Annotated in this window: 19 protein-coding genes; 9 read left to right on the top strand and 10 right to left on the bottom strand. The window is 64.5% G+C overall.

What is annotated here, in order from left to right:
* Positions 1-23 precede the first annotated feature (23 nt).
* The 4 genes from B0G71_RS09655 to B0G71_RS09640 form a co-directional block, all read right to left on the bottom strand.
* A complete protein-coding gene (locus B0G71_RS09655; RefSeq protein ID WP_116148445.1) occupies positions 24-1,022 on the bottom strand; it encodes an NADP-dependent oxidoreductase in 999 nt (332 codons plus the stop codon).
* Positions 1,023-1,138: 116 nt separating this feature from the next.
* A complete protein-coding gene (locus tag B0G71_RS09650; protein WP_116141269.1) occupies positions 1,139-1,624 on the bottom strand; it encodes a PaaI family thioesterase in 486 nt (161 codons plus the stop codon).
* 411 nt (positions 1,625-2,035) lie between these two features.
* Positions 2,036-2,425, bottom strand: a complete 390-nt coding sequence (locus B0G71_RS09645; protein ID WP_116148443.1) for a hypothetical protein — start codon at positions 2,423-2,425, stop codon at positions 2,036-2,038.
* Positions 2,426-2,673: 248 nt separating this feature from the next.
* Entirely contained in the window at positions 2,674-4,170 is a 1,497-nt protein-coding gene (locus B0G71_RS09640; protein ID WP_116148441.1) for a PLP-dependent aminotransferase family protein, read from the bottom strand.
* A gap of 178 nt (positions 4,171-4,348) precedes the next feature.
* Here B0G71_RS09640 and B0G71_RS09635 point away from each other — a divergent pair, with 178 nt between their 5' ends.
* Complete coding sequence (locus B0G71_RS09635; protein WP_116141267.1) at positions 4,349-4,723, top strand: hypothetical protein; 375 nt, start codon at positions 4,349-4,351, stop codon at positions 4,721-4,723.
* Between the two features lie 70 nt (positions 4,724-4,793).
* Entirely contained in the window at positions 4,794-5,297 is a 504-nt protein-coding gene (locus B0G71_RS09630) for an LEA type 2 family protein (RefSeq protein ID WP_116148439.1), read from the top strand.
* Positions 5,298-5,412: 115 nt separating this feature from the next.
* Here the strand turns inward: B0G71_RS09630 and B0G71_RS09625 are convergent, their stop codons facing one another.
* The 3 genes from B0G71_RS09625 to B0G71_RS09615 form a co-directional block, all read right to left on the bottom strand.
* Positions 5,413-6,591: an acetyl-CoA C-acyltransferase gene (locus B0G71_RS09625; RefSeq protein ID WP_106281112.1), complete on the bottom strand. Its 1,179-nt coding sequence runs from the start codon at positions 6,589-6,591 to the stop codon at positions 5,413-5,415.
* Between the two features lie 87 nt (positions 6,592-6,678).
* Complete coding sequence (locus tag B0G71_RS09620) at positions 6,679-8,763, bottom strand: 3-hydroxyacyl-CoA dehydrogenase NAD-binding domain-containing protein (RefSeq protein WP_116141265.1); 2,085 nt, start codon at positions 8,761-8,763, stop codon at positions 6,679-6,681.
* 160 nt (positions 8,764-8,923) lie between these two features.
* The gene (locus tag B0G71_RS09615) at positions 8,924-10,609 is read right to left on the bottom strand and encodes a 3-(methylthio)propionyl-CoA ligase (RefSeq protein WP_116141263.1); all 1,686 of its coding nucleotides are present in this window, start codon (positions 10,607-10,609) and stop codon (positions 8,924-8,926) included.
* Positions 10,610-10,799: 190 nt separating this feature from the next.
* Here B0G71_RS09615 and B0G71_RS09610 point away from each other — a divergent pair, with 190 nt between their 5' ends.
* The 5 genes from B0G71_RS09610 (at position 10,800) to B0G71_RS09590 (ending at position 14,688) form a co-directional block, all read left to right on the top strand.
* Positions 10,800-12,356, top strand: coding sequence for a YdiU family protein (locus tag B0G71_RS09610; protein ID WP_116141261.1), 1,557 nt, complete (start codon positions 10,800-10,802; stop codon positions 12,354-12,356).
* 98 nt (positions 12,357-12,454) lie between these two features.
* On the top strand, positions 12,455-12,877 hold the full coding sequence (msrB, locus tag B0G71_RS09605; RefSeq protein WP_012432931.1) for a peptide-methionine (R)-S-oxide reductase MsrB: 423 nt from the start codon (positions 12,455-12,457) through the stop codon (positions 12,875-12,877).
* A gap of 167 nt (positions 12,878-13,044) precedes the next feature.
* A complete protein-coding gene (locus B0G71_RS09600; protein ID WP_012432930.1) occupies positions 13,045-13,575 on the top strand; it encodes a septation protein A in 531 nt (176 codons plus the stop codon).
* Between the two features lies 1 nt (position 13,576).
* Positions 13,577-13,897, top strand: coding sequence for a BolA family transcriptional regulator (locus tag B0G71_RS09595; RefSeq protein ID WP_116141259.1), 321 nt, complete (start codon positions 13,577-13,579; stop codon positions 13,895-13,897).
* An 11-nt stretch (positions 13,898-13,908) separates the two neighbouring features.
* Positions 13,909-14,688, top strand: a complete 780-nt coding sequence (locus B0G71_RS09590) for a peptidylprolyl isomerase (protein WP_116141257.1) — start codon at positions 13,909-13,911, stop codon at positions 14,686-14,688.
* Between the two features lie 99 nt (positions 14,689-14,787).
* Here B0G71_RS09590 and B0G71_RS09585 read toward each other — a convergent pair whose 3' ends face one another.
* The 3 genes from B0G71_RS09585 to purL form a co-directional block, all read right to left on the bottom strand.
* Positions 14,788-16,080, bottom strand: a complete 1,293-nt coding sequence (locus B0G71_RS09585; protein WP_116141256.1) for a HipA domain-containing protein — start codon at positions 16,078-16,080, stop codon at positions 14,788-14,790.
* Positions 16,070-16,354, bottom strand: a complete 285-nt coding sequence (locus B0G71_RS09580) for a helix-turn-helix domain-containing protein (protein ID WP_116141254.1) — start codon at positions 16,352-16,354, stop codon at positions 16,070-16,072. The genes B0G71_RS09585 and B0G71_RS09580 overlap by 11 nt, the downstream gene beginning before the upstream one ends.
* A 333-nt stretch (positions 16,355-16,687) precedes the next feature.
* The gene (gene purL / locus B0G71_RS09575) at positions 16,688-20,773 is read right to left on the bottom strand and encodes a phosphoribosylformylglycinamidine synthase (RefSeq protein ID WP_116141252.1); all 4,086 of its coding nucleotides are present in this window, start codon (positions 20,771-20,773) and stop codon (positions 16,688-16,690) included.
* A gap of 427 nt (positions 20,774-21,200) precedes the next feature.
* Here purL and B0G71_RS09570 point away from each other — a divergent pair, with 427 nt between their 5' ends.
* Both B0G71_RS09570 and B0G71_RS09565 read left to right on the top strand, forming a co-directional pair.
* Positions 21,201-22,499, top strand: a complete 1,299-nt coding sequence (locus B0G71_RS09570) for an FAD-dependent oxidoreductase (RefSeq protein ID WP_116141250.1) — start codon at positions 21,201-21,203, stop codon at positions 22,497-22,499.
* Positions 22,500-22,618: 119 nt separating this feature from the next.
* The gene (locus tag B0G71_RS09565) at positions 22,619-24,208 is read left to right on the top strand and encodes an NAD(P)H-hydrate dehydratase (RefSeq protein ID WP_116141248.1); all 1,590 of its coding nucleotides are present in this window, start codon (positions 22,619-22,621) and stop codon (positions 24,206-24,208) included.
* The last annotated feature ends 34 nt before the right edge of the window (positions 24,209-24,242 follow it).

Raw genomic sequence — 24,242 nt, 5'->3', positions numbered from 1 at the left:
GATGCGCTTGAGCGCCGGCGCGATCAGATCAGCTTGACGAGTTGCTTGCCGAAGTTCTTCCCTTTGAGCAAACCGATGAACGCCTCGGGCGCGGCTTCGAGTCCTTGCGCGATGGTTTCGCGATACTGCAGCTTCTTTTGCGCGACCAGTGTGCCGAGTTGCTTGAGCGCTTCCGGCCACACGTCCATATGCTCGCTGACGATAAAGCCTTGCACGAGCAGACGCTGCGTGAGGATCAGCGACGGATGCTTGAGCGGCACTGGCTCGCCATCGTAGCCCGCGATAAACCCGCACAGCGCGATCCGGCCGAACGCATTCATGCGCGCGAGCGTTGCGTCGAGCACGGCACCGCCGACGTTCTCGAAGTAGCCATCCACGCCGTTCGGCGTGACGGCCTTGAGGTCCTGATAAAGATTGCCGGCCTTGTAATCGACGCAGGCGTCGAAGCCGAGCGTCTCGGTCACATAGCGACACTTGTCCGCGCCGCCGGCAATGCCGACCGCGTGCGCGCCGGCCAGCTTCGCCAGTTGACCGACCACGCTGCCCACCGCGCCGCTCGCCGCGCTGACCACCACTGTCTCGCCCGCCTTCGGCGCGATGATGCGGTTCAGCCCGTACCACGCGGTGACACCCGGCATGCCGACCGGACCGAGATAGGCCGACAAGGGCACATGCGTGTCGTTGACTTTCTGCACGCCGGTCCCGTTCGAGGTGCCGTATTCCTGCCAGCCGAACATCGCGACGACCTTGTCGCCGACCGCGAACTTCGGATTCTTCGACTCCACCACTTCACCCACCGTGCCGCCGATCATCACTTCGTTCAGCGGTTGCGGCGGCGCGTAGGACTTGCTGTCGTTCATACGGCCGCGCATGTACGGGTCGAGCGACAGGTAGTGATTGCGCACGCGCAATTCGCCGTCGGCTAGCGGAGCGAGCGGTGCTTCGACGAGGCGGAAATTATCGGGCGTCACGGCGCCTTGCGGGCGCGACGCCAGCACGAGTTGACGGTTGATCTGGGGCATGACGATCGTCTCCATGGGTTGCCGATGAGTCGGCGAATGATTTGAACAGAGTTTGTGAAGGGAGAAACGGCGCGCGCGTTTCGTTCAGATGCGCACGCGGTCCGCAAGCTTTGCGCTCAGCCGTCGCTAGGACCCGGTTTCGCCGCCGGGTCGCTGCGCAAGCGTTGTTGCGTGATGTCGCGCCCGACGGCGAGGCGCCGCATGTATTTGAAGGTGCCGAGCGCCTTGGCGACGAAGTGGCCGTCGCTGTCGCGGATCTCGCCTTCGCAGTAGGCCATGGTGGTGGAACGGTGCAGCACGCGAGCGCTCGCGCGCAATTCCCCGCGGCCCGGCTGCATGAAGTTGACCTTCATCTCGACCGTGACGACGCCGATGCCGTCGCCGGCGAGACTGCGCGCGGCCATTGCAAGCGCGATGTCGGCGAGCGTCATCGTGACGCCGCCGTGAGCGACGTCCCACGTGTTCATATGATCGTGCCGCAACGGCAGCACGACTTCGCTGGCGCCGTCCGCGGCCGACAGAAGCTGCGCGCCGAGCCGGTCGACGAACGGGCTCTCGGGCATGGACGCGGCACTCGCGTTAGATGAGGGCGAATCGGTCATGGCTGTTTGCAGATTGAGTGGTCGGTACGTTCGTGAGTCGGTACGTTCGTGAAATTGCCGCGGGGCGCGTGGGGAATCTCCAGCGTTTTGTTCGCGCTCGCCCATTGGCCAAGGCAAACAGCAAGCCTATCAAACTTACGCGTTTGGTGGAGTTTTATCGGCAGGTTTGGGCGGGCAGAAACGGGCTCTTGACGATGCGGATGACGGCTCACTCGCGAGCATTGCGCTCTGCGCCAGGTCACGCCGGTGTTGTCGAAACGACCGGCTGGACTGCTGCCCGATCGGAGCCGGCCGCTGACTCCGATCGGGTAAAGGTTGCGTAGGCGGCGAATTAGAAGAAGCCTACGAGACGTTCACGAACAGACCTTCAGGATCGGCGCGCGGGCGCGACGCCGAACCGTTTGGTGTTTTCTAGTGGCTAAAGTCAGCGCCCAGCCAATCCGCCGCAGTGGTCTTCGCATAGCTGACGGCGTCTTGTGGATCGGGGAAAATGCCAAGCTGATCCCAGCGCTCTTCGGCGGCAAACGGACCCTTGATGCCAAGCGCTTTCTGAATACTCAACTGCGCCGCATATCTTCCGTCCTCGAGAGGCCGGGCGGTGGCGACCACCTTGTGCGGGAGTCCTTGCCGCACGGGTTGAATCAGTTCCAACGGACCGCCGGCAGCGCCAACGTCGATCAGCTCGTTTCGCGTGTTGCAGTCGGGGCAATAGAAGTAAAACGAATTGTGGTCGCGATTCGGTTTGACCTGTTTGCGGGCAAGTACAGCTCGGCACTCGACATTTTCACAAATGAATGGCATATCGTCTCCGTGGTGATCTTCGAGTGGTAACGCGAGGCAGATCGGCATTGCCTTCAAGAAACGATCTGCCAGAAGCAGCCGGTCAGCAATCAGCACATGACCGGATTGCTAATGATACGAAGATGCCCGTCAGAGTGCCTCGCCAGTCTGCGGCGACGCATTGCCGCGAGCCGCTGCGCCAGACGATTCATCAATGATGATCAAAGTAACGTGCTTCTTCAAGCACTTGTAATCGGCGCTGCACCGCATCAATCCGGGTGAGCCGCCATTCGCGCGGCCAGTCGCCCTAACCTGCGCACGGCTTCGTCGGCCAGATCGAGATCCGTGCTCGGCGAACTGAGCCGGATGAAATGATCGAAGCGCCCGCCATTCGAAAACACGGTCCCCGGCATGACGCGAATGCCGTCGTTCAGTGCGGCCTCGAAGAACACCGTCGACGACATGGCATGCGGCAATTCGATCCAGAAAAACATCCCGCCGCGCGGCGGCGTGAAACGCGTGCCGTCGGGAAACGAGGAGGCGATCGCCGCGGCCATCCGTTCGCGCTGAAGCCGCAAGCGGTCGCGCAAACGCCGCAAATGCCGCTCATAGGCGTTCGTTTGCAGAAATTCGGCGAGCACGACTTGCGACAGTTGTTCGTTGTGCCGCGACTGCGCGAACTTCAACATGCCGATGCGCGGATGCCAGCGGCCGCCGTTGACCCAGCCGACCCGCATGCCGGGCGCCAGCACCTTGTTGAACGACGTGCAGTGAATCACGGTGCCGTCGGTGTCCCACGCCTTCAGCGATCTGGGCGGCTGCGCGGCGTCGGCCAGTTCGCGGTACGGATCGTCTTCGATCAACGGAATGCCGGCTTGCGCGCACAGTTCGACGAGCCGCGCCTTGTGCGTGTCGGGCATCACGCTGCCGAGCGGGTTTTGCAGGTTCGGCACCACGACCACGGCCTTGATGTCGGGATGCGTGTGCAGCGCGAACGCCAGCGCTTCTATGGCGAGTCCGGTGGTTGGACTGGCCGGAATTTCGAGCGCGCGCAAGCCGAGGCTTTCGAGCGCCTGCAGCAGCCCGAAAAAGCACGGTGACTCGACCACAACGGTGTCGCCCGGTTGCGTCACCGCCCGCAATGCGAGGTTCACGGCTTCGATGCCGCCGTGAGTCATGATGATGTCGTCGGCGCCGATCTGGATGCCGGCGTCGAGCGCGCGGCGCGCAATGATCGCGCGCAAGGCCGGATCACCCTGGTCGTGTCCGGCGGCGGTCAGCAAGGTAGGCCGCTTGCGCAGCGCGCGCAGCGCGGCTTTCTGCAACGCGTCCGTGGGATACAGATCGGGTGATGCCGTCGCGCCGCCGAGATTCAGCGCGTTCGGATAGCGCTGGAATGTCGACACGATCGAGGAAATCACCGAGTGAATACCGACGAACTGCGCGGCGCCGGGCAGCGTCGCCAGGTCGGGTTCGGACGCGACCGGCAACGCCGCGGTGGGTGGCACACGCACGAAGTAACCGGCGCGCGGCCGGGCATCGATCAGCGCGTCGCGTTCCAGCACGCGGTAGCTCTCTGTTGCCGTCGCGAGACTGACGCCGTGGCGCTGCATGAAGGCACGTATCGACGGCATGCGGTCACCTGGACGCAGCACGCCGCTGCCGATCGCGCGGCGGTATTGATCAGCCAATTGCCGGTAGAGAGGCGGGCTGTCCGGCAGCCGGTCCGCAGGCACTGCCTGCCGCGTCAGGATCGATTGAGTCATGTGCGGATGGTGCGGACATTTCGCGCGGCGCGACAGATACACATTCGTTCGATTCCGACCGACACAGCGCATTGAAACGCGTTGCTGTACCGGTTCAGATTGCCGGTGGCTGCGGCTGTTGTCACGTGAACGGACTCAATAAGCTGTATGGCATGGAAACGCTTTAAGGGAAACCGCCATGTCAGTCTGTCAATCGCGTTTTGGTCCGGCACGCGGCGCGCCTGCTCGCCTCTTCGCCGGTCAGTTGGCCGTGCACGATTTGCGCGTGCGGACCTCAATCGTGGCCGTGGAAGGCGATCTGCAACTTGACTATCGCGATCGCTCGCTCGCATGGCTGGGCGACGCCGTGCCGGTCACGTCGATCACATTGCACGAAGGCGAGTGCTTCGTGACGCCGCAACGCGGCGTCGTGTCGATCAGCGCCGCGCATGCAAACGCTGCCGCGTTCGTCGTGCAGCCGTGGCGCGCGCAGAAGAACGGTCGAGGTCCGATTCGTGAAGCTCTGCGGCAACTGGCCCGTCTCGTCAGAACACGGCTGCGGCGCGCGGTCTGAAATGCCGTCTGGCGCACGGCACGGCCCGGTACAATGCATGACCGAAGCCGCTTCTTTCGAGGTGCAGGTCATGTCCTTCTTTCGTGCGCTGCTGCCCGGCCGTTCCGTTCGTCTGGCTACGTTTCTCGCCCTCGTCGCACTAACGCTCAACGGTTGCGCCGGCCTGTTCGGCGGCGACCCGGTGCGCGTGAATGTGGCCGGCATCGAACCGATCGACAGCCAGGGCTTCGAGATGCGTTTCAACGTCAAACTGCGCGTGCAGAATCCCAACGATTCCGCGGTCAGCTTCAACGGCGTGTCGCTCGATCTCGAACTGAACGGCAAGCCGTTCGCGAGCGGTGTGAGCGATCAGGTCGGCACCGTACCGCGCTACGGCGAAACGGTCGTCAATGTGCCGTTGACCGTGCCCGCTTTCGCCGCGGTTCGCCAGGCCTTCGCCTTCGTGGGCGCCACCGAGTCGGGACAGATTCCGTACATTCTGCGCGGCAAGCTCGCGGGCGGGCTGACGGGCACGACGCGATTCATCGATCAGGGCAGCTTGAGCCTGCCGTCGGCCGGCATGGCCTTGCCTTGAAGCGGATCATCGGGCCAGCCTGCGCCACGCGCGAATAGAAAACGGGTGCCGCATGGTTCACGCGCTTTCGCGCCGAACCACACGGCACCCGCCGTCCACTACCGTTCGAGCCGCATCACACCACTTCGAACAAACCCGCTGCGCCCTGCCCGCCGCCGATGCACATGGTCACGACAACCAGCTTCGCGCCGCGCCGCTTGCCTTCGATCAGCGCATGGCCGGTCAGCCGCGCGCCCGACACGCCATACGGATGGCCGACCGCAATCGCGCCGCCGTTCACGTTCAGACGGTCTTGCGGAATGCCGAGCTTGTCGGCGCAATACAGCACCTGCACGGCGAATGCTTCGTTCAGTTCCCACAGGTCGATGTCCTCGACCTTCAGACCCGCCTGCTTGAGCAGTTTAGGCACCGCGAACACCGGGCCAATACCCATCTCGTCCGGCTCGCAACCGGCCACTGCGAAGCCGCGGAAAATACCGAGCGGCTGCAGCCCTTCGCGCTCCGCCACCTTCGCGTTCATCACCACGCAAGCCGACGCGCCATCCGAGAACTGGCTCGCGTTGCCCGCGGTGATGACACCGCCCGGCAGTGCGGTACGAATCTTCGATACGCCTTCGAGCGTGGTGTCGGCGCGAATGCCTTCGTCGCCGCTAACGGTCACTTCCTTCGTGAAGAGACGCCCGCTCGCTTTGTCGGCGACGCCGGCGAGCACCGTCAACGGCACGATCTCGTCCTTGAACTTGCCGGCTTCGAGCGCGGCCGCTGCCCGCTGCTGGGAACGCGCGCCGTATTCGTCCTGGCGCTCCTTCGAGATCGAATAACGTTTCGCGACGTTCTCCGCGGTCTGCAGCATCGACCAGTAGATTTCCGGCTTGTTCTGGCTGAGCCAGCCTTCGGTCAGCATGTGCTGGTTCATCTCGTTCTGCACGCACGAGATGGATTCCACGCCACCGGCCACGAACACGTCGCCTTCACCGGCGATCACACGTTGCGCAGCCAGCGCGATAGTTTGCAATCCCGACGAACAGAAACGGTTCACCGTCATGCCCGGCACGCTGACCGGCAAACCGGCGCGCAACGCGATCTGCCGCGCGATGTTCATGCCGGTCGCGCCTTCCGGATTGGCGCAGCCCATGATCACGTCTTCGACCCGTGCCGGATCGAGCTTCGCACGCTCGACGGCGGCCTGCGTGACGTGGCCGCCGAGCGTCGCGCCGTGCGTCATGTTGAAACCGCCGCGCCATGATTTGGCGAGACCCGTACGGGCGGTCGATACGATTACGGCGTCAGTCATGCATGTCTCCTACTTCCAGATATCGATGATGGCGCGCGAGCGATTCGCCGCCCAGCGCCACCTCAGTCAATTCAGTCGCGCTGCAGCTCAGCCGTTGAACCCGCGGCCCTTGGCCGCCAGTTCCGCGATGCTCGGCGCCAGTTGCCACGCATCGCCGTTCGGCCGCGCCGCATAGCGGCGAATCGCGCGCTCGACGTTGTAGAGGCCAACCGTGTCCGCGTACAGCATGGGGCCGCCGCGATAGAGCGGGAAGCCGTAGCCGGTCAGATAAACCATGTCGATGTCCGACGCCTTCGACGCAATGCCTTCTTCGAGAATCTTCGCGCCTTCGTTCACGAGCGCGAATACAAGTCGCTCGACAATTTCCTCGTCGCTGATCTTGCGACGCTCCACGTCGGCTTCCTTCGAGAACGCGACGATCATGTCGTCGACCACCTTCGACGGATACGCGCTGCGGTCGCCCGCCTTGTAGTCGTACCAGCCGCCGCCGGTCTTCTGGCCGAAGCGCCCGGTCTCACAGAGACGATCGGCGATCTTCGAGTAATGCAGGTCAGGCTGTTCCTGATAACGGCGCTTACGGATCGCCCAGCCGATATCATTGCCGGCCAGATCGCTCATGCGGAACGGACCCATCGCGAAGCCGAACTTCTCGATTGCTTTGTCGACCTGCGCGGGCAACGCGCCTTCTTCGAGCATGAAGAGCGCCTGGCGGATGTACTGCTCGATCATCCGGTTGCCGATGAAACCGTCGCACACGCCCGAGACCACAGCGGTCTTTTTGATCTTCTTGGCAAGCTTCATGACCGTGGCGAGCACGTCTTTGGCCGTCTCCTTGCCGCGCACCACTTCGAGCAGCTTCATGACATTGGCCGGGCTGAAGAAGTGCATGCCGACCACGTCCTGCGGACGCTTCGTGAAAGCGGCGATCTTGTCGACGTCGAGCGTCGACGTGTTCGAGGCGAGAATCGCGCCTTGCTTTGCCACTTCGTCGAGACGCTTGAACACCTGTTCTTTCACGCCGAGTTCTTCGAACACCGCCTCGACGATCAGATCGGCGTTCTTGAGGTCGTCGTAGGAAAGCGTGGGCGTGATCAGCGCCATGCGCTGTTCGAGCGCTTCAGGCTTGAGCTTGCCCTTCTTGACGGTCGCTTCGTAGTTCTTGCGAATCGTGGCGAGGCCGCGGTCGAGTGCTTCCTGTTTCGTTTCCAGCAGCGTGACCGGAATGCCCGCGTTGATGAAGTTCATCGCGATGCCGCCGCCCATCGTGCCCGCGCCGATTACGGCCACCTGGCTGATGTCGCGCACCGGTGTGTCCGACGGCACATCGGGAATCTTGCTCGCCGCGCGTTCGCCGAAGAACGCGTGACGCAGCGCATGGCTTTCCGGCGTCTGCACGAGCGCCATGAAGCATTCGCGTTCGAACGCGAGGCCCTTGTCGAAACCCTTCTGCACGCCCGCTTCCACGGCATCGATGCATTTCAGCGGCGCAGGGAAATTCTTCGCCATCGTGGCGACGGTATTGCGCGCGAACTGGATGAAACCGGCAGCGTTCGGATGCTCGATCTTGCGGTCGCGCACTTTCGGATGCGGGCCTTCTTTCGCGCCGACCTTGCGGGCGAACGCCAGCGCCGCTTCGGCAAGATCGCCCTGCGCGAGTTCATCGAACAAACCGGAATCGGCGAGCTTCTCCGACATGACGGGCGCACCGGAGACGATCATATTGAGCGCCGCTTCGAGACCAATGGCGCGCGGCAGACGCTGCGTGCCGCCCGCGCCCGGCAGAATGCCGAGTTTCACTTCCGGCAGCGCGATCTGCGCGCCAGGCGCGGCGATGCGGTAATGCGCGCCGAGCGCCAACTCCAGACCGCCGCCCATCGCGACGCTGTGAATCGCCGCGACTACCGGCTTCGCGCTGCCTTCCACGATCTTGATGACGGTGGCGAGCGTCGGCTCCTGGCCCGCTTTCGGCGTATTGAATTCGGTGATATCGGCGCCGCCCGAGAAGGCCTTGCCCGCGCCGGTCAGCACGATGGCCTTGATGGCCGGATCGTTCTGCGCGCGCTCGATGCCCTCGACGATACCCGCTCGCGTCGACAGGCCGAGGCCATTCACGGGAGGATTGTTCAGCGTGATGACGGCCACGCCGTCATGAGTTGTGTAGTCCACTGCCATCTGCCTGCCTCCATGCGATCCATGCGTGATGGCGGCAACAGATGCCGCCCATCCGGTTCATCGAGTCGGATCAACGATCCGACCGATTGTCTGTTTTTTCCGGGGTCAGCAGGCAGAATACACAAAAAAGCACGCTCGTTCAATTCGCGTTTTTTTATTTTTAGGCGGGGTTTCCCCTGGCAAGCGGCGTCAACGGACAGTCTTTTTCGTCTTCAAGCGCGGAAGGCAGCACGTGGTTGCGGAATATGTCGCGCAGCTTGAGTTTTTGCAGCTTGCCGGTCGCCGTGTGCGGCAATTCGTCGACAAACGCGACGTCGTCGGGAATCCACCATTTGGCGACCTTGCCGTCGTAGAAGGCCAGCAACTCTTCACGTGTGACCTCGAAGCCGGGGCGCTTGACGACTACCAGCAGCGGCCGCTCAGTCCATTTCGGATGCGCGCACGCAATGCACGCCGCTTCGGCCACGGCCGGATGCGCGATCGCCACGTTCTCGATGTCGATCGAACTGATCCATTCGCCGCCTGACTTGATCACGTCTTTCGAGCGGTCGGTGATATGCAGAAAACTGTCGCGGTCGATGGTGGCGACGTCGCCGGTGGGAAACCAGCCGTCCACGAGCGGCGAGTCGTCCTTGCGGAAATAGCGGTCGATCACCCACGGTCCGCGCACATGCAGATCGCCGAACGCGACGCCGTCCCAAGGCAGTTCGCGGCCATCGTCGCCGACGATTTTCATATCGACGCCATAGAGCACGTGCCCCTGCTTCTCAAGCAATGTGCGCTGTTCTTCAAGCGGACGCTGACTTTGCTCCCACGTCAGTTTGGACAGCGTACCGAGCGGCGACATTTCGGTCATGCCCCACGCATGGATCACCTGCACGCCGTAGTCGTCCTCGAAGGTGCGCAGCATGGCCGGCGGACAGGCCGAACCGCCGATCACCGTGCGATTGAGGGACGAAAACCGCACCTTCGCCTCGCGCAAATAGTTGAGCAGTCCAAGCCACACGGTCGGCACGCCGGCCGAGTACGTGACGCGTTCGCTCTCCATCAATTCGTACAGCGACTTGCCGTCCAGGTCCTTGCCGGGGAACACGAGCTTCGCGCCGGTCAGCGGCGCCGCGTGCGGAATGCCCCATGCGTTCACATGAAACATCGGCACGACGGGCAGCACGCAGTCGCGTGCGGAGAGGCTCATGGCGTCCGGCAACGACGCGCCGAACGCATGTAGCACCGTCGAACGATGCGAATACAGCGCGCCCTTCGGATTACCCGTCGTGCCGGATGTGTAGCACAGGTACGAGGCTTGCCGCTCGTCGAGCGGTGGCCACTCGTAATTGCCGTCCTGCGCGGTGACAAGCGTTTCATAGCTGAGCGCGGGTGTCTGCATGGCGGGCAGATGCGCTTCGTCGGCGAGCGCGATCCAGCCGCGCACCTTCGGGCATTGCGGCGCCAGCACGTCGACGAGCGGCGCGAAGGTGGTGTCGAACAGCACGTAGGCGTCGTCGGCGTGATTGACGATGTAGGCGATCTGATCGGGAAAGAGGCGCGGATTGATCGTATGGCACACGGCGCCGAAACCGGTCGTGCCGTAATACGCTTCCAGATGGCGGTAGCCGTTCCACGCAAGCGTCGCGACCCGTTCGCCGGGTTCGACGCCGAGCGCGATCAACGCTTGCGCAAGCTGCTTCGCGCGCTTCTCGCAATCACGATAGGTATAGCGATGCAGGTCGCCTTCGATACGCCGCGACACGATTTCGGTGCTGCCGAAATGCCGCGCGGCGTGTGCGAGCAACGAAGGCACGGTGAGCGGCACGTCCATCATCTGGCCAAGCAGCGGCGTCGTCATAAAGAGTGGTCTCCTCGGCTCGATCGTTTCAATTGGTTTGCAGCTCGGGGGGCGCGCCTCGTCGCGCCTTCGGCGAAAAGCGCAAGGCCGGCGATCGATCTGGACAGGATCGGTACGGGACAGCTGTACGGCCGGCCAGCAGCTCCGCGGGCGCGGACTTACAATATCGGTTAATCCAGAGGCGCTCAACATGTCGTTTTCCCCAAGCATTGCAGGGTTATCCGGGCCTTTGACGGCTCTTTCCGATGCGCTCACCACGTTGCACGAGAGCGCGTTCGCGCGGCTCGGCAGTGTGTTTTTGACGCGCTTACCGGCCGCGCCGCTCAACGCGCCGTACCTCGTCGGGTTCTCCACCGAAACCGCCGCGCTGCTCGGTTTAGAGCCTGGCGTCGAGAATGATCCGGGCTTTGCCGAACTGTTCTCCGGCAACCTCACGCGCGAGTGGCCGGCCGAAGCGCTGCCCTATGCGTCGGTCTATTCCGGGCACCAGTTCGGCGTGTGGGCCGGCCAGCTCGGCGACGGCCGCGCGTTGGGTCTCGGCGAAATCGAACATAACGGCCGGCGCTTCGAATTGCAGCTCAAAGGCGCGGGGCGCACGCCCTATTCGCGCATGGGCGATGGCCGCGCGGTGCTGCGCTCGTCGATCCGCGAGTATCTGTGCTCGGAGGCGATGCATCACCTCGGCATTCCGACCACGCGCGCGCTGTGCGTGATCGGCTCCGATCAGCCGGTGCGGCGCGAGACCGTCGAAACGGCCGCCGTGGTCACGCGCGTGGCGCCGAGCTTCGTGCGCTTCGGCCATTTCGAGCACTTCTATTCGAACGATCGAACCGACGCGCTGCGCGCGCTCGCCGATCATGTGATCGAGCGTTTCTATCCGCATTGCCGCGAAGCGGACGATCCGTATCTCGCTCTGCTCGATGAAGCGGTCATCTCGACCGCCGACCTGATGGTCGACTGGCAGGCGGTCGGCTTCTGCCACGGCGTGATGAACACCGACAACATGTCGATCCTCGGTCTCACGATCGACTACGGTCCGTTCGGTTTCATGGACGGCTTCGACGCCGGCTACATCTGCAATCATTCCGATTCGCAAGGCCGATACGCGTACAAGATGCAGCCGCAGATCGCCTACTGGAACCTCTTCTGCCTCGCGCAAGGGCTGTTGCCGCTGCTGGGCGAAAAGCATGAGGAAAGCGTGCGCGCGGACAAGGCGATCGAAGACGCGCAACGCGTGCTCGGCGGCTTCAAGAATCGCTTTGCCCCAGCGCTGGAGCGCCGCATGCGCGCCAAGCTCGGCCTCGAAACCGAACGCCCCGGCGACGATACGCTGGTGAATCGCCTGTTCGAAGTGATGCACGCCAATCGTGCGGATTTCACGCTGACCTTCCGCAACCTGGCGCGCGTGTCGAAGCACGACGCGAGCGGCGACACAGCGGTGCGCGATCTTTTTCTCGACCGCGCCGCGTTCGACGTCTGGGCGAACGACTATCGCGTCCGGCTGTCCGAAGAAACACGCGACGACGCCGCGCGCGCCATTGCAATGAACCGTGTGAACCCCAAATTCGTACTTCGCAATCATCTGGCGGAAACGGCGATCCGCCGCGCGAAAGAGAAGGATTTCTCCGAAGTGGAACGACTGGCGGCTGTGCTGCGCCGTCCGTTCGACGAACAGCCCGAGCACGAAGCGTATGCGGGGCTGCCGCCGGACTGGGCGAGCTCGCTGGAAGTGAGCTGCTCGTCGTGATGCGTTAAACGACTTCTGTTTGTGCGTAGTGATGTATTGAGCCGAATCTGCTCACCATCTAGCTGCCCCTCAAAACAAGCCCGAGACAGGAACCGACCATGAACAAACCCGACGAACTCAAGACCGACGCCCCCGCCGTGCAGAAAGACGACGCCGAGTGGCGCAAGCAGCTTTCCGACATCGAATATCAGGTGACGCGCCACGCCGCCACCGAGCGTCCGTTCACCGGCCGCTACCACGACCACTGGGACCGCGGCATCTATGACTGCGTCTGTTGCGGCACGCCGCTGTTCGAATCGGACACCAAGTTCGATGCCGGTTGCGGCTGGCCGAGCTACTTCAAGCCAATCGACGGCGAAGTGATCAAGGAGAAAACCGACCGCTCGCACGGCATGCTGCGCATCGAGGTGGAATGCAAGAACTGCGGCGCGCATCTGGGCCACGTCTTCGAAGACGGCCCCGCGCCGACCGGCCTGCGGTACTGCATCAATTCAGCTGCGTTACAATTCGAGCCCAAGTAACGCAGCGCGGAGTCCGGCGCGTTGCCGGCCGGCGTCCGCGCCATCAGGTGTGCGCCGGCCGCGACACCCTTCATCCAGCTTGCGAAGCGGTCGCCCCGACGCTTCGCACTGCGCCCTTATAGTCTCCGGCTCACTCTCCGCTCAATTTCCGACCTCCCGACCAGATAATGAAATTCCTGTTCGATCTGTTCCCGATCATCCTGTTCTTCGTCGCCTTCAAGATCTGGGGCATTTTCACGGCGACGGCAGTGGCGATCGTCGCCACGCTGGTGCAGATCGCGTGGGTGGCCTTCCGCCACCGCAAGGTCGATCCGATGCTGTGGGTGAGCCTCGGCGTCGTCACCGTGTTCGGCGGCGCGACGCTCGTGCTGCACAACGACACCTTCATCAAGTGGAAGCCGACCGTGCTGTACTGGGCGTTTTCAGTGGCGCTGATCGTCTCGCAACTAGCCTTCAACAAGAACCTGATCGAAGCGATGATGGGCAAGCAGATCACACTGCCGCACGCGATCTGGGGCAAGCTGAGTGTCGTCTGGGCGATCTTTTTCGTGCTGCTCGGGCTGGTGAATCTGTTCGTCGCGTACAACTACACGACCGACCAGTGGGTCAATTTCAAGCTGTTCGGCGCCACCGGTTGTCTGGTGGTGTTTATCGTCGGGCAGAGTTTGTGGTTGTCGAAGTATATGAAGGAAGAATGACATGACGAGCGACGCCGATGTATTCATGCACGCCACCACCGCCGAGCGCGCCGCACTGATCGAGGCACGCCTCGCCGCCGCACTGGCGCCGGTCGCTTCGCTCCAGATCACCGACGACAGCGCGCAGCACGCCGGTCATGCCGGCGCCTCCGCCGGTGGTCATTTCAGTGTCACGATCGTGGCTGCCGCATTCGCCGGCAAGGCCCGCGTGGCGCGGCATCGCATGGTGTATGATGCGCTGGCCGATGCCATGCAGCGCGGCATCCATGCCCTTGCCATCACGGCGTATACGCCCGAAGAATTCGCTTTGTTGCCCCGCTAGGAAAATTTTCGATGACCTTGAAGAAAACCCGCCTTTGGGTATTGCTGGCTGCATGTGCAGCCGCACCTGCATTCGCACAGAACATCGCCGTCGTGAACGGCACGCCGATTCCGAAAGCGCGCGCCGATGCGCTGATCGACCAGCTGGTTCATCAAGGCCAGCAAAATACGCCGCAACTGCAAACGGCAGTGCGCGAAGAACTGGTGAACCGCGAGATCCTCATGCAGGAAGCGCTGCGCCGCGGTCTGCCGAATCGTCCGGACGTCAAGGCGCAAATCGCCGTGGCACAGCAAACCGTGGTGCTGCGCGCGCTGATCGAAGACTTCGTGAAGAACAACACGCCGAGCGACGCCGAAGTCACCGCGCGTTACAACGCGCTGATCAAGGACGCGGGCGGCAAGGAATATCACCTGCACCACATCCTCGTGGACAACGAGCAGCAGGCCAAGGACCTGATCGCGAAGATCAAGGCCGGCGCAAGCTTCGAGGATCTGGCCAAGCAATTCTCGAAGGACCCGGGATCGGGCAAGAACGGCGGCGATCTGGACTGGTCGGACCCGAAGGCCTACGTGCCTGAATTCGCAGACGCGGCCACGCATCTGCAGAAAGGCCAGATGACCGACACGCCGGTGCATACGCAATTCGGCTGGCACATCATCCGTGTCGACGACGTGCGCAACATCACGCCGCCGCCGCTGGAGCAAGTGCGCCCGCAGATCGTGCAGCAGATCCAGCAGGAAAAGCTGCAGGCGTTCGAGGAAGGTTTGCGTAAGAACGCGAAGATTCAATAAGCTGAGTTTAATTGTGCTCGAGGCGCTGTTCAGTCAATGACTGAACAGCGCCTTTTTCATTGGGATTGACTGTGGCCGGTCGGACGCAAGCGCTCGCGATCACTTGCGCAAAGCGCGGCTCATCTCGGCAAGCGGCATCGCGACAATCGAGTCCAGCAAGCGGACTTCACCGGCATTCGGCTGCGCGATCTCGTCGACGCTGCGCCGAGTCTGCGCCACCCGGGCATCGAGCATGGCCAGCATCTCATCGAGCAATCTTTCCGAACCCTTTGGCGAAAGACGAAGCGCTTCGCCGAAGGCGAGCATGTTCTTTCGGTTGATCTGCGCGAATTGCGTGGCGTCACCAACAGGCATGGTCAGGTCGCAGTGCGGCCAGCGGTCCCGCTGCTGCGGCTGATAGGTCGGCGTGTGGTAGACGACCGTGCTCACCAGGTCGTAGAACGGAGCCAGCCTGTAACCGCGAGCGGTGACGAAGAACGAGAGGTTTTTTAAATGCGAGTCGGCATTGCCGATAAGCACGTTGAAGATCGCCCAGCGGAATACATCGAGACGCGCCACTGCCCGCGTGCTCGTTTTCTCGATGGCATCCCTGAGCACCTGTGCGGTCGCATTCTGATACTTGAAGCTGCGGTCGTAGTTCAACAACTGCATGGCGTCGACGGTATGCAGCCGCCGAGCCGGCTCACTGCTCGTGTCACGGTCGAAACGATCGATCAGGTAACAGGCCGAAGGCACACGTAAAAAATGCGTAGGCGGAACACGCACGCCCATTGCGCGCGCCAGCTGCATGCAGAAAAACTCGTTGATCGCCGAATGCGGATAGCCCGTGCTGCGCATGTCGGGCTTGAGCAGATGCATGGACGGCTCGCTGCCCACGGGCTCCAGCAGTTCGTAGTCCGGCGCGTTGCCTCGCAAGGTCAGCAGCAGCTTCTGTTGGGCGCCCGCCGCGGACATGCGTTTGGGCGCCGTGGCGGTGAGCGCGTGCTGTGGCATCGCCTGAATGCGTGCCTCCAGATTCGCTTGCGACAACGGCTGCAGTCCGCCAGGCGACTCCTGTTCGCCCTCTGTGAGCAGCGTCAAGGCGCCGGCGGATTCCCGGCCGTAATAGGCAAGCAGGCCCCACGCGTCGCTCGCATCGACCTTGGCCTCCCGCGCGAGCGCACTGCGCATTTCCTCCTCGGGCAGCAGGTTGTCGAAGAACCATTGCACCGGCCGCTGGCTCGACCCGTCGACGAAAGGCTCGGCTAACAGTGGGAAAGCGGGTGAAAGCGCAAACGCGTCCTCACGGCCCAGCCAGCCTTGGTCGTAGGCAAATGACCAGACACCGCTGTCATCGCTCACGACGCCCACGCGCCGGCCATTCGCATACGCGACCAGCGTTCTAGCCGCCATGGGAACTCCGGCGACGATGGGACGCCTTGCTGGAGACGTCTGCGGGAATGTCCACGGAAACCTCGGCGCGCAGGGTGATGCCCAGTTCGCTGAGAAGATGCAGCACCTTGCCGATCTGCGCCGTGGGCTTACCTGCCTCGATGTGCGTGATGAACTTGGGAGACAGGCCGCTCGCGGCGGCGACGTCGTCGCGCGTCAACCCCTGCGCGAGCCTGGACGCCCGCACGAGATCGCCTAACTCCGTCATGTTGCCGATGAAAACCGTGGACTCCATCACTCGCCCTCGTGTACGTTCGTACCCGCTCGGGAACATTATGCCACGAGACTGCCGTACGGAGCCGGTTTCGTACCCGAGCGGATACGAGTCGGCACGCCGAGGCGGCAATAGGGACGCTCCGTACCCGATCGGGTACGAAAGATGGACAAATGCGGGAATATGAGCGTGGCCGTACCCGAGCGGATACGAACTAAATATTGTCAGTCTGGGAGCCGCCGTGCAGGCGGACGGACGCGCGTCGCCATCCGCCGTCCTTTCACCTCGCACAACCGCGCGGCCGCGGCGCGAGCAAGCTGCCGCGTAGCACTGCGCGGCAGCCGTCTCACGTCATCATCCCAACCAGCGGCGCGCGTTCTGGAACACGCGCAGCCACGGGCTGGCGTCCGTGGCGCCTTCGCCCCAGCCTTCCGGGTGCCAGCTCATCTGCACCGCGCGATGCACGCGCTCGGTGTGCGGCATCAGCACCGTGAAGCGGCCGTCCGGCGTCGTCACCGACGTGATGCCGTTCGGCGATCCGTTCGGGTTGAACGGATACTGCTCGGTCGCCTGACCACGGTGATCGACATAGCGCATCGCCACCGCGACCTTCGACGCATCGCCCTGCTGCGAGAAATCCGCGTAGCCCTCGCCGTGGGCGATCGCGACCGGAATGCGCGAGCCTTCCATGCCGTTGAAGAAGAGCGACGGAGAAGCCTGCACCTCGACCAGCGAGAAGCGCGCTTCGAATTTCTCCGACTTGTTGCGGGTGAACTTCGGCCAGGCTTCGGCGCCCGGAATCATCGAAGCGAGGCTGCTCATCATCTGGCAGCCGTTGCAGATGCCGAGCGCGAACGTGTCTTCGCGGCCGAAGAACGCGGCGAACATGTCGGCCAGTTGCGCGTTGAAGCGGATCGCCTTCGCCCAGCCCTCACCGGCGCCCAGCGTGTCGCCGTACGAGAAGCCGCCGCACGCCACCGCGCCGGCGAAGTCCGCCAGATTGGCGCGGCCGGCCAGCAGATCGCTCATGTGCACGTCGTGCGCGTCGAAGCCGGCGCGGTCGAAAGCATAGGCCGTTTCGAGGTGCGAGTTGACGCCCTGCTCGCGCAGGATCGCCACGCGCGGACGCGCGCTCCTGCCGATGAACGGCGCGGCGACGTCTTCTGCCGGATCGAACGTCAGGATCGGTGAAATGCCCGGATCGGCCGCGTCGGAGAGCGCGTCGTATTCGGCGTCGGCGCACGCGGGGTTGTCGCGCAAACGTGCGATACGCCAGCTCACTTCGCTCCATGTACGATGCAATTCGGTGCGCGATGCTTCGTAAATCTTCTTGGCGTCGCGATAGATTTCGATCGTGTCGCGCTCGTTGATCTTGCCGATCACATGCGAGCACGCCGACAGCCCGTGTTCGCGCAACGCTGCGAGCACCGCGTCGCGCTCGGATGCGCGCACCTGGACGACGGCGCCAAGCTCTTCGCTGAAGAGCGCGCGGATCGTACGGTCTTCACGACGGCCGCTGGTCTGCTTGGCCCAGTCTTTGGCGTCGCCGTAATCCGATTCGTGGTTCGGATCGAGCACCAGCATGTCGACATTCAGCGACACGCCCACGTGGCCCGCGAATGCCATTTCGCACACCGTCGCCCACAGGCCGCCGTCCGAGCGGTCGTGATACGCGAGCAGCTTGCCGTCCTGGTTCAGCGCCTGGATCGCGGCGAAGAAACGTTTGAGGTCTTCCGGATCGTCCACGTCCGGCACCGTGTCGCCGACCTGCTGCGTGACCTGCGCCAAAATACTGCCGCCGAGACGATGCTTGCCGCGGCCGAGGTCGATTGCGATCAGCACGGACTCGCCCACCTCGCCGGCGCGGCGCAATTGCGGCGTGAGGTGGCGGCGCACGTCCTGAACCGGCGCGAACGCCGAGATGATCAGCGAGACCGGCGCGACCACTTCCTTCGCCACGCCGCGGTCTTCCCACTTGGTGCGCATGGACAGCGAATCCTTGCCGACCGGAATGCTGATGCCGAGCGCCGGGCACAACTCCATGCCAATCGCCTTGACCGTGTCGTAGAGCGCGGCGTCTTCGCCCGGTGCGCCGCACGCGGCCATCCAGTTCGCCGACAGCTTGAGCTTGTCGAGCGACGCGATTGGCGCCGCCGCGATGTTGGTCACGGCCTCGCCGACCGCCATGCGGCCCGAAGCCGGCGCATTGATGACAGCCAAAGGCGTGCGCTCGGCCATCGTCATGGCTTCGCCGGTGAAACCCGCGTAGTCCATCGTGGTGATCGCGACGTCGGCCACCGGCACTTGCCACGGGCCGACCATCTGGTCGCGCGCGGTCGTGCCGCCCACCGAGCGGTCGCCGATCGTGATCAGGAACGACTTGCTCGCCACCGTGGGATGACGCAGCACGCTAAGCGCCACATCCGGCAGCGCGATGCCGGTCACATCCACCGGTTCGAGCTTCCGCTCCACGCGTTTGACGTCGCGATGCATGCGCGGCGCCTTGCCGAGCAGCACTTCCATCGGCATGTCGACAGGCTGGTGCGCGTTGTCGTCGTTCAGTTCGGAGTCGATCAGCTTGAGCTGACGCTCGGCGGTGGCCGTGCCGATCACGGCGAACGGGCAACGCTCGCGCTCGCACATGGCGGCGAAGGCCGGCAGATCGGCCGGCGCGATGGCCAGCACGTACCGCTCTTGCGCTTCGTTCGACCAGATTTCACGCGGCGACAAGCCGCTTTCTTCCAGCTGGATCTTGCGCAGATCGAAAAGCGCACCCTTGCCGGCGCCGTCGACGACTTCCGGGAAGGCATTCGAGAGACCGCCCGCGCCCACGTCGTGAATGCTCAGAATCGGATTCTTTTCGCCAAGCTGCCAGCACGCGTTGATGACTTCCTGCGCACGGCGCTCGATTTCCGGGTTGCCGCGCTGGACCGAGTCGAAGTCGAGTTCAGCGGTGTTGGTGCCCGTCGCCATCGAGCTTGCCGCGCCGCCGCCCATGCCGATACGCATGCCCGGGCCGCCGATCTGGATCAGCAGCGAGCCTTCCGGCAGATCGTGCTTATGCGTGTGCTGGTCCGAGATATTGCCGATCCCGCCGGCGATCATGATCGGCTTGTGATAGCCGCGCACCAGACCCGCGACGTTCTGCTCGTAAGCGCGGAAATAGCCGCCCAGATTCGGCCGGCCGAATTCGTTGTTGAACGCGGCGCCGCCGAGCGGGCCGTCGATCATGATCTGCAGCGGCGAGGCGATGCGGTCGGGGCGGCCGTACGCTTCGTGTTTGTCGTCCGGATTGCGGTGTGCGAGCGGCTGCGCGGCGTCGCGCGCGTTTTCCCACGTCTCGATGCCGTCCGGCAATTCCAGATTCGACACCGTGAAGCCCGCCAGACCGGCTTTGGGACGCGCGCCACGGCCGGTCGCGCCTTCGTCGCGGATTTCGCCGCCGGCGCCGGTCGCGGCGCCCGGGAACGGCGAGATCGCGGTCGGGTGATTGTGCGTTTCCACCTTCATCAAGGTGTGCGTGAGTTCATTGCTGCGGCGGTAGTGCTCCGGCAGTTCGCTCGCGCCCTGCTCGGCCGGCGTGCGCGGGAACCAGCGCTCGGCCATGCCGCCCGCCATGATCGCCGAGTTATCCGAATACGCGACGATCGTGCCCTGCGGATTCAGCTTCTCGGTGTTGCGGATCATGTTGAACAGCGAGATATCCTGCTTTTCGCCGTCGATGGTCCAGTCCGCGTTGAAAATCTTGTGGCGGCAATGTTCGCTGTTGGCCTGCGCGAACATCATCAGTTCGACGTCGGTCGGGTTGCGGCCGAGCTTCGTGAAGGCGTCGACGAGATAGTCGATTTCGTCGTCGGCGAGCGCGAGGCCCAGTTCCGTGTTCGCCGTTTCCAGCGCGCCGCGGCCGTTGCTCAATACATCGACGGTTTGCAGCGGCTTGGCCGGCAGTTCGTCGAACAGATGCAGCGCGTGGTCGCGCGACGGCGCCACGCTCTCGGTCATCCGGTCGTGCAAGGCCGCCGCGACAGCGGCGCGGGCTTCGTCGGAGAGCGCCTTCTTGCCGCCCAGCAGGCCGCTTTTCAGCGTGACCGTGTACTCGACGCCGCGCTCGATGCGGCGCACCTGCGTGAGGCCGCACAGATGCGCGATATCCGTTGCCTTGCTGGCCCACGGCGACACCGTGCCGAAACGCGGCACCACGAGAAAAGTCTCGGCCGTGCCGCGCTCGCTGGTTTCTTCGAGCGGATCGCCGTAGTGCATCAGCGCTTCGATCTTCGCGTTGTCTTCAGCGGAGAGCGGCGTCTGCGCGTTGACAAAGTGCAGATATTGCCCGCGCACGCCGGTGATGTTCGGATCGATGCGCGTGAGCGTGTCGAGCAGGCGGGTTTGACGGAAATCGGAAAGGGCCGAAGCGCCGGGGAAACACGAGAAGTGGGCCATGGACTTGACGTTGCGTCGCTAATGATGCCGATGAGTGATGCCGTGAGTCGCGCCGATGAGTCGCGCGTGAAGGCGACGTGAGGCGCAAAGGAAGTCCGGGATTATACCCCGGGAAGAGGCTTCCAGCGGGCCTGGCGGTGCGGCTACGGGCAGGTTTCGAGATAGTTTCGCGGGGGCTTGGCGCAAGCTCCGCGTGGGTTCCGGGCGGCTTCCGAGCGGGTTTGGGCCGGCCTCCGGTGCGCCCACCGCGCCAATCGCGCCGGCGCTCCGGCGTTGCGCCCGCGTGGCCGCGCCAGCGGTTTGACTGCTATCATTCGCCCTTTCACCAGATCGGCGCGAGCGGCCACGCAGGCGGCACGGCGCGCCGCATGTCACGCTCAACGGGCAAGCGCCGCTTCGGCGTCCTGTCGGCAAATCGAATCAGAACATGGATGTCATCGTCATCGGCGGCGGAATTGCGGGCGTCGCCACCGCTTATCAACTGCGCGCGGCCGGCCATCGGGTATGCGTCGTCGAGCGCCACGCCACGGTTGCGCAGGGCGCAACCTATGGACACGGCGGCACCGTCCTGCCGACTCCGCTCGACGTCTGGTTCGGCCCGACCTTCATGGCCAGCCGCCAGAACGCCAAAAACGGCGTCGTCAACAAGGCCGGCTTCACCGGCTCGGCGCGCCAGTTCGTCAAGCAGCTCGTCGAGCTGCAGGAACCCAACGCATTCGGCCATCAATACGGATTGCTGCGGCCGCTGATCGAGCTGTCGCGCGACACCATGGCGGACATGGAGGCGCGCTTCGGCCTCGAGTTCGAACAGACCAGCGGCCTGCTCTATCTGGTGCGCGCCGAACAGGAATGGGAACAGCTGCGGCCCGCGCGCGGCCTGCTCCAGCTTTTCGAAGTGCCGCACCACGAGCTGACCCCCGAACAATGCGCCGCGTTCGAGCACTCTGTGCGCACCGAGCCGGAATTCGCGGGCGGCGTGCTGTTCGACCAGGAGCGCACGGCCAATGCGCCGCTCTTCACCAAGCTCATCAAGCAGACGCTGGATACGCAAGGCGGCGTGCAATTCATGCTGGGCTGCGAAGTCTCGTCGATCCGTCTGGACGGCCAGCGCGCCTCGGTGGAACTGGCGCCGCAACCGGGCGCGACCTCCCGTTCGCGCGAAGTCGATGTGATCCACGCCGACGCGGTGGTCGTGGCCGCCGGTCACGGCAGCCTGCCGCTGCTCGAGCGACTCGGCCTGCGCTTGCCGCTGCATCCGCTGCGTCTGCACACGCTGGTCGCACCGATCGCGCATGAGGAATGCGCACCGCACGTCGCGATCGTGGACGCGGTGAAGCGGATCGCGATCAGCCGCATGAACCATCGGCTGCGGATTGCGGGCGGCGCGGTCTTGCAAAGCGCCGGCCAGATCGACAAGCCCTTGGGCGAAGCGGTGACGAAGGAAGCCCTCGCCCTGCTCGGCCAGGCGACGCACGACTGGATTCCGGGCGCCGCGCGAATCTCGGTGGCCTTGCCGTGGGAAGGCGTCAAACTGCTGTCGCCGGACGGCTTGCCGGTGATCGGCAACGCGCTGCATCCGCGTCTTTTCGTCAATGTGGGCCACGGCCCCGCCGGTTGGGGGCTCGCCTGCGGGTCGGGTAAGCTGGTCGCCGACCTGATTTCGGGCGGCACGCCGGACGTCCCCCCGGACACACTGGCCGCGCTGCGCGCGGATCGGTTCAGGTAAATCTCGCCGGCCCGCGCACGAACGGGCCGCAAGAGGCGCCCGCCGGGCGCTCATCGGCACTACCATAGCGATTCCCCCAGCTTTTTCGCCTGCCGCCGGGCGAACCGCCAAGCCTCGCCATGACAGAAGCCGACCAGACGCCGCCGACACTCGTCAGCCCGCACAACCGGGCGCTGCCTTTGCTTACGCTCACCGACCTGCGGATCGCCGAATCCCAGGCGGCGGCCGCCTTGCCGAAACACACGCTGATGTCGCGCGCCGGGAAATCCGCCGCGAGCTTCCTGCGCGAGCAGATCACCCGCGATACGTCGATCGAGAAATCCAGGCAGAAGGTGTGGCTCATCGCCGGGCCGGGCAACAACGGCGGCGACGCGCTGGTGCTCGCGACGGAACTCCACCAGGCCGGCATCGCCGTCGAGCTGTGCATGCCGGTCGAAGTGAAACCGGACGACGCGCGCTGGGCGCTCGACATGGCCCGCGCGACCGGCGTCGCGATCACCAGCGCGCCGCCCGCCTCGCTGGACGGCTACCGGTGGCTGGTGGACGGCATGTTCGGCATCGGCCTGACGCGTCCGCTCGAAGGCGTGTTCGCGGCCGTCGCCCGGCAGCTTTCGCAACGCGCCAAAGCGCGGCCGCGCAAAGGCGGCGTGCTGGCGCTCGACGTGCCGAGCGGCCTCGACAGCGACACCGGCACAGTTGTGGGCAATGGCGCCGGCGCCGCCGTCCATGCCAGCCACACGATCACCTTCATCGGCGCCAAACCGGGGCTCTTCACCGCGCAAGGGCGCGATCTCGCCGGCGCCGTCACGGTCGCGCCGATCGGCGTCGACACGAGCGGCCGCACGGCCGTGCAACTGAATGCCCCCGAACTCTTCGCCGCCTTTCTGCCGCCGCGCGATTTCGCGACCAACAAGGGCAGCTTCGGCAGCCTCGCCGTGGTCGGCGGCGACACCGGCATGTGCGGCGCGCCGATCCTCGCCTCGCGCGCGGCGCTGTACACCGGCGCGGGCAAGGTGCACGTCGCGCTGCTGGGCGAAGGCGCCCCGCCCTACGATCCGCCGCACCCGGAACTCATGCTGCATGCCGTCGACGATCTGCCGCTCGACCAGATGGATGCGCTCGCCGTCGGTTGCGGCATGGGGCATCGCGAACGCGCCACGCGCGTGATGCACGACGTGCTGCAACTCGACGTCCCCAAGCTGTTCGACGCGGACGCGCTGAATCTGATCTCGAAGGACGCCGCGCTTGCCGCCGATGTCACCGCGCGCGGCGTGCAAGGCGATCCGTGCATCCTCACGCCGCACCCGCTCGAAGCCGCGCGCCTGCTCGGCACCGACGCACCAGCCGTGCAGCGCGACCGCCTCACCGCGGCGCGCTCGCTCGCCGCGCGCTACGCGGCCGTGGTGGTGCTCAAAGGCACGGGCACCGTCATCGCCGCAGCGGACGGGCGCCTCGCGATCAATCCGACCGGCAACGCCGCGCTCGCGACGGGCGGCACCGGCGACGTGCTCGGCGGCATCATCGGCGCGCTGCTCGCGCAGCATCTGCCGCGCTACGAAGCCGCACTTGCGGGCGTCTATCTGCACGGCCTTGCCGCCGAGACCCTGAGCGCGCAAGGCCACGGTCCCGCCGGCCTGACCGCGGGCGAACTCGCGCCGATGGTGCGGACCTTGCTCAACCGCTTGTTTTATTCGGCAACGGAGTGCTGAAGCTGTCCGTCCCAACCTATGGATGGACGGCCCA

This window comes from Paraburkholderia sp. BL27I4N3, from assembly GCF_003386115.1.
In the GTDB taxonomy this organism is placed as follows: Bacteria; Pseudomonadota; Gammaproteobacteria; order Burkholderiales; family Burkholderiaceae; genus Paraburkholderia.
Note: the sequence above shows the minus strand (reverse complement) of the source record. Positions and strands in the feature narration are given on the sequence as shown.

Coding starts and splice junctions, on each gene's coding strand:
- B0G71_RS09595 (WP_116141259.1), top strand. CDS start 13,577: ATGACGAGCGACGCCGATGTATTCATGCACGCCACCACCGCCGAGCGC.
- B0G71_RS09600 (WP_012432930.1), top strand. CDS start 13,045: ATGAAATTCCTGTTCGATCTGTTCCCGATCATCCTGTTCTTCGTCGCC.
- B0G71_RS09640 (WP_116148441.1), bottom strand. CDS start 4,170: ATGACTCAATCGATCCTGACGCGGCAGGCAGTGCCTGCGGACCGGCTG.
- B0G71_RS09565 (WP_116141248.1), top strand. CDS start 22,619: ATGACAGAAGCCGACCAGACGCCGCCGACACTCGTCAGCCCGCACAAC.
- B0G71_RS09615 (WP_116141263.1), bottom strand. CDS start 10,609: ATGACGACGCCGCTGCTTGGCCAGATGATGGACGTGCCGCTCACCGTG.
- B0G71_RS09630 (WP_116148439.1), top strand. CDS start 4,794: ATGTCCTTCTTTCGTGCGCTGCTGCCCGGCCGTTCCGTTCGTCTGGCT.
- B0G71_RS09620 (WP_116141265.1), bottom strand. CDS start 8,763: ATGGCAGTGGACTACACAACTCATGACGGCGTGGCCGTCATCACGCTG.
- B0G71_RS09625 (WP_106281112.1), bottom strand. CDS start 6,591: ATGACTGACGCCGTAATCGTATCGACCGCCCGTACGGGTCTCGCCAAA.
- B0G71_RS09650 (WP_116141269.1), bottom strand. CDS start 1,624: ATGACCGATTCGCCCTCATCTAACGCGAGTGCCGCGTCCATGCCCGAG.
- B0G71_RS09590 (WP_116141257.1), top strand. CDS start 13,909: ATGACCTTGAAGAAAACCCGCCTTTGGGTATTGCTGGCTGCATGTGCA.
- B0G71_RS09610 (WP_116141261.1), top strand. CDS start 10,800: ATGTCGTTTTCCCCAAGCATTGCAGGGTTATCCGGGCCTTTGACGGCT.
- B0G71_RS09635 (WP_116141267.1), top strand. CDS start 4,349: ATGTCAGTCTGTCAATCGCGTTTTGGTCCGGCACGCGGCGCGCCTGCT.
- B0G71_RS09580 (WP_116141254.1), bottom strand. CDS start 16,354: ATGGAGTCCACGGTTTTCATCGGCAACATGACGGAGTTAGGCGATCTC.
- B0G71_RS09570 (WP_116141250.1), top strand. CDS start 21,201: ATGGATGTCATCGTCATCGGCGGCGGAATTGCGGGCGTCGCCACCGCT.
- B0G71_RS09585 (WP_116141256.1), bottom strand. CDS start 16,080: ATGGCGGCTAGAACGCTGGTCGCGTATGCGAATGGCCGGCGCGTGGGC.
- msrB (WP_012432931.1), top strand. CDS start 12,455: ATGAACAAACCCGACGAACTCAAGACCGACGCCCCCGCCGTGCAGAAA.
- purL (WP_116141252.1), bottom strand. CDS start 20,773: ATGGCCCACTTCTCGTGTTTCCCCGGCGCTTCGGCCCTTTCCGATTTC.
- B0G71_RS09655 (WP_116148445.1), bottom strand. CDS start 1,022: ATGCCCCAGATCAACCGTCAACTCGTGCTGGCGTCGCGCCCGCAAGGC.
- B0G71_RS09645 (WP_116148443.1), bottom strand. CDS start 2,425: ATGCCATTCATTTGTGAAAATGTCGAGTGCCGAGCTGTACTTGCCCGC.